The following is a 3,215-nucleotide window of genomic DNA, read 5'->3' as shown; positions in this document are numbered from 1 at the left end:
CGAGGCCCAAAACTCGTGCCATACTTGGCCTCATGCGGTTGAATTTCCTATCCGTATCTACGGGGTTCTCCCTCCCTACCGTTGCCCACTTCTAAAGCTACGCTGTTATGAAACACCCTTGACCCTACCCCTTCAAGATCAAAGAGGCACATGATGACAATAATTGGCACCCTTGGAAAATATGTTGCACTGCTAGCTCTAACGTTCTTTACGATACCAGCGGTTCACGCACAGATCCTGATTGGGCAAACAACAGGTTTTTCTGGTCAGGCTGCTGCTGGAGCCAAGGAAACCACTGACGGCGCACTGCTCTACATTGACGCAGTGAACGCAAAGGGAGGTGTACATGGTCAGAGAATTGAACTCATCTCGCTGGATGACAAGTTCGAGCCCAAACTGGCTGCAGAAAATGCCCGCAAGCTGATCGAGGAGCAAAATGTTGCAGCCATGTTCCTCACGCGAGGCACTCCGCACACCGAAGCCATCATTCCCCTGCTCGAAAAGCATGGCGTTGTACTGGTAGGGCCTTCCACAGGTGCCATGGTGCTGCATCAGCCTGTGCGCAAGTACATCTTCAATGTGCGGGCGACTTACCAGCGCGAAGCGGAAAAAGCGATCACCCACTTGGCAACCATCGGCGTATCACGCATAGCGGTGATCTATTCAGATGACAGTTTTGGTGCAGATGGCGTGCTCGGGGCACAAAAGGGGCTTGCGACCACCAAACTGACGCCTGTGGCATCGGAGAAGTTCGACCGAGCCAAGCCTGATTTCAAGCTCATTGCCGCGAAAGTGGCCAAAGGAGACGCGCAGGCAGTGCTGGTGATTGCTGCAGCTGGCACGGTTGTCGAAGCGGGCAACGCACTGCGTGCCGCAGGCTCAGCAGCCCAGATCGTGACGCTGTCCAACGCCGCATCGGCTGGCTTCATCAAGAGCATGGGCGCAAATGCGCGCGGTGTGATTGTCACCCAAGTGTTCCCTAACGAACGGGCTGTGACGTACAGCATGGTCAAAGAAGCCCAGGGGTTGGCTAAGGCCAAGGGTATGAACGACATTAGCCCTACCATGCTGGAGGGTTTTGCCGCCGCCAAGGTGCTGGTCGAAGGACTCAAGCGCGCCGGCCCGAAACCCAGCAGAGAGAAGATTTACTCTGCGCTGGAGAGCATCAAAAAATTCGACCTTGGTGGGCTGGAAGTGACCTATGGCCCAGACGATCACACCGGGCTGGATTTCGCGGATCTGTCCATCATTGGAACAGACGGTAAATTTCGACGCTGAGGCGGCAACCTTGACAGCGCCCATTCAGGGTTCTAGGGATTCTTTGCACGAATCCCTGGGTGATGTGACTGGGCAGGCCTGAAGGGGCGGGACAATCCAAGCGTGAAGCAAAGCAGCCTGGGCCCAAGCAACGCCGTCAAGCGCACCCGTAAGCGCGAATTCCTGGATGACATGGAGCTAGTGGTTCCCCTGGGCTGAGCTGGTAGCGCGGATTGAGCCCAATGCCTCCGAGAGCGGTTGGCGAGGCCAATTGGGGATGGGATGGTGAGGCTAGCAGGCAATTTGGGATTTTATGAACTGTCGTGCTTTCCATTTTTCGAAGGAATCCTTTCATCGCGTTGTATCGAAAACATCTTGCGATGTGTGGCGTTTGCCGATTGCGGCTGCTATCGGGCGCATAGAATCTGCGCGTGGCAATGCACTTTGATCTTGTAGACCTGCGCTTGATGGTTCATATCGCCGAGGCGAACAGCATGACCCGTGGTGCAGAGCTGTCCTTCATCTCCCTACCTGCGGCCAGTACCCGCATCAAGAACCTGGAGGAGGGAATCGGTATCAAGCTGTTGTACCGTACCAGCCAAGGGGTCACGCTCACTCCGCCCGGGCAGGCCTTCGTGCACCATGCGCGTACGGTACTGGGCCAGATTGAGCACCTGCGCGGCGACATGCAGGAATACGTGCGCGGTATCAAAGGCCATGTGCGCGTATTCGCCAACACGACGGCGCTGGGTGAATACCTGCCACCGGTGTTACGAGCCTATCTGAGCAAGAACCCGGATGTGAATATCGACCTGCGCGAGCGGCTTTCGCACGATATTGTGCGCGCTGTGACCGAGGGACAGACGGACATCGGCATAGTCGCTGGCCTGGTGCGCACGGAAAGCTTGGAAACCTTGCGCTACCGGCACGACCGCCTGGCCCTTGTGGTGGCCAAGAGCCATCAACTGGCCATCCAGTCCGAGGTGGCCTTTGCTGATACGCTGGACTACGACCACGTGGGCCTGCACGAATCCAGCGCTATCCATGCCTTTCTGCGCCAGATGAGTGACCAACTGCACCGTCCAATCAAACAGCGCATCCAGGTTAGCAATTTCGAGGCTGCCTGCCGCATGGTCGAGGCTGGCGTGGGCGTGGGCATCCTGCCGGAGTCGGCCGCGCGCCGACATGCGCAGACGATGGCGATCACGATCGTGCCGCTGACGGACCCCTGGGCTCTGCGCGAGATGCTGATTTGCGTGCGCAGCCTCGAAGCATTGCCAGCCTTCGCGCGCGAGCTGGTTGAGTTGCTGGTGGAGGACGCCCGACAGTCAGAAGGTGCCAAGGCCTCCTGATCGGAGGTTCAGGGCGTTGGCTTGCCCAAGGGGGCATGCCAGTACTTGAATGTGCCCATTGCCGTAGCTACGATCCGACCCTCCGCATTGAGCACATTGGCCTGGCAGGTGCAGAGCGAGCGCGTCTGGTTCAGCACAAAGCCTTCGGCTACCAATGGGCCACGGCCCGGGTGGAGAAAGCGCGAGGACATTTCAACCGTGACGGCCGTGCGTGAGGGCGCTTCGGGCGCCGAGGTCGCCGCGCGCGCCATGGCCACGTCCAGCAGCGTCATGATCACGCCACCGTGTGCGGCGGGCAACTGGTTGCACAGTTCGTCACGCAGGTCGGGCAGGTGCATACGGCATTGTCCGCCCGGGGTTTCCTCTTCCACCACTCCCAACAGGCGCAGGAAAGGGATGGGGTCGGGCGTCATACGGGCGGCCTCCGAAGTGAACGGCAGGCGTGCGTTCATGCGCGCAGGGCACGCAGCATGTTGCGCGCGATAATGATCTGCTGGATCTGCGTCGTGCCCTCGTACAGGCGGAACAAGCGCACGTCGCGGTAGAAGCGTACCTACGACCTGGTGCTGCAGGCCGTGGGCCGCACCCCCAACGGCAAGAAGATCG

The 3,215-nt window shown here is 59.0% G+C and carries 3 protein-coding genes and 2 pseudogenes; 3 read left to right on the top strand and 2 right to left on the bottom strand.

Annotation, left to right across the window (positions count from 1 at the left end):
• The first annotated feature begins 150 nt into the window (after window positions 1-150).
• The 3 genes and pseudogenes from ACODS0_RS27910 to ACODS0_RS27900 all read left to right on the top strand — a co-directional run bounded on the left by ACODS0_RS27910 (window position 151) and on the right by ACODS0_RS27900 (window position 2,609).
• Complete coding sequence (locus ACODS0_RS27910; protein ID WP_488838480.1) at window positions 151-1,278, top strand: ABC transporter substrate-binding protein; 1,128 nt, start codon at window positions 151-153, stop codon at window positions 1,276-1,278.
• A gap of 102 nt (window positions 1,279-1,380) precedes the next feature.
• Window positions 1,381-1,528: pseudogene (locus tag ACODS0_RS27905) on the top strand (IS5/IS1182 family transposase); the annotation flags it as partial.
• Between the two features lie 166 nt (window positions 1,529-1,694).
• The gene (locus tag ACODS0_RS27900) at window positions 1,695-2,609 is read left to right on the top strand and encodes a LysR family transcriptional regulator (RefSeq protein WP_488838482.1); all 915 of its coding nucleotides are present in this window, start codon (window positions 1,695-1,697) and stop codon (window positions 2,607-2,609) included.
• Window positions 2,610-2,617: 8 nt separating this feature from the next.
• Here ACODS0_RS27900 and ACODS0_RS27895 read toward each other — a convergent pair whose 3' ends face one another.
• The gene (locus tag ACODS0_RS27895) at window positions 2,618-3,061 is read right to left on the bottom strand and encodes a PaaI family thioesterase (protein ID WP_488838478.1); all 444 of its coding nucleotides are present in this window, start codon (window positions 3,059-3,061) and stop codon (window positions 2,618-2,620) included.
• Window positions 3,058-3,159, bottom strand: a pseudogene (locus ACODS0_RS27890) (acyl-CoA dehydrogenase family protein); the annotation flags it as partial. The pseudogene ACODS0_RS27890 and the gene ACODS0_RS27895, both read right to left, overlap by 4 nt.
• Window positions 3,160-3,215: the final 56 nt, after the last annotated feature.

The organism is Acidovorax sp. FG60, from assembly GCF_057808995.1.
Note: the sequence above shows the minus strand (reverse complement) of the source record. Positions and strands in the feature narration are given on the sequence as shown.

Coding starts and splice junctions, on each gene's coding strand:
- ACODS0_RS27910 (WP_488838480.1), top strand. CDS start 151: ATGATGACAATAATTGGCACCCTTGGAAAATATGTTGCACTGCTAGCT.
- ACODS0_RS27900 (WP_488838482.1), top strand. CDS start 1,695: ATGCACTTTGATCTTGTAGACCTGCGCTTGATGGTTCATATCGCCGAG.
- ACODS0_RS27895 (WP_488838478.1), bottom strand. CDS start 3,061: ATGAACGCACGCCTGCCGTTCACTTCGGAGGCCGCCCGTATGACGCCC.